At 27.5% G+C, this 885-nt stretch carries 1 protein-coding gene; it reads left to right on the top strand.

The features are described 5' to 3' along the window. Nucleotides 1–885 (top strand): acetyl-CoA carboxylase biotin carboxylase subunit family protein (locus AJ939_RS10650; RefSeq protein ID WP_070278790.1); only part of this gene is annotated, 885 nt, incomplete at both ends.

Genomic DNA, 885 nt, shown 5'->3' with positions numbered 1-885 from the left:
ATGAAAAACAAACATTTTTTTATTATTGGCGGTGGTGATTTACAAGCAGATTTAGTGTTACATGCAAAAAAAGATTTTATCACTCATGTTTTTGACTACAATGAAAATTGTTTTTGCAAAGATTTAGCAGATTATTTTCATCCTATTTCTATTGCTGATAAAGAAAAAATTCTGGAATTAGCTATCAAATTTAATATAGTAGGTATTGCTACTGCTGCTACAGAACTTGGAAATTTAACAGTATGCTACATTGGAGAAAAGCTTAATCTTGGAACTAATTCTTATGAATGTGCTAAAAATACTACAGATAAAAGCTTAATGAAAAAAGTATTTGAAAGAAACAATATCAATCATGCTAAATACTTTATACTCAAAGATGAAAAAGATTTAGAACAAATTGCTAATTTCCCTGTTGTTGTAAAACCAAGCGATAGAAGTGCTGGAAGAGGAGTTGTAAAAGTATTTGATAAAGAAAATTTAAAAAAATATTTTTACAAAGCTAAAGATTTCTCTTATAATAAAATCGTTTTAGCCGAAGAAGTTTTAAAAGGTAGACAATTTAGTGTAGAAACTATAAGCTCTCATGGTAAACATCAAATTATAGCTATCACAGAAGAATATTTACGAGAAGGCGAATTTGCAAATGATTTTTTAGAAACACAACAACTTATACCTGCAAGAATTAATCATTTTGAAAAGCAACTTATCGAAAGTGAAATTATTAGGGTTTTAAATGCTTTTAAAATTAATTTTGGAGCTTCACATATAGAGATTAAACTTCATAACAATATAGTTAAGATTATAGAAATTGCAAGTAGAATGGGAGGTTGGCGTGATGTATTAGCATATCATTCTTATGGCATTGATTATTTACAACTCTTAATT

The organism is Campylobacter sp. BCW_6889, assembly GCF_001762535.1.
Taxonomy (GTDB): Bacteria; Campylobacterota; Campylobacteria; order Campylobacterales; family Campylobacteraceae; genus Campylobacter_D; species Campylobacter_D jejuni.
Note: the sequence above shows the minus strand (reverse complement) of the source record. Positions and strands in the feature narration are given on the sequence as shown.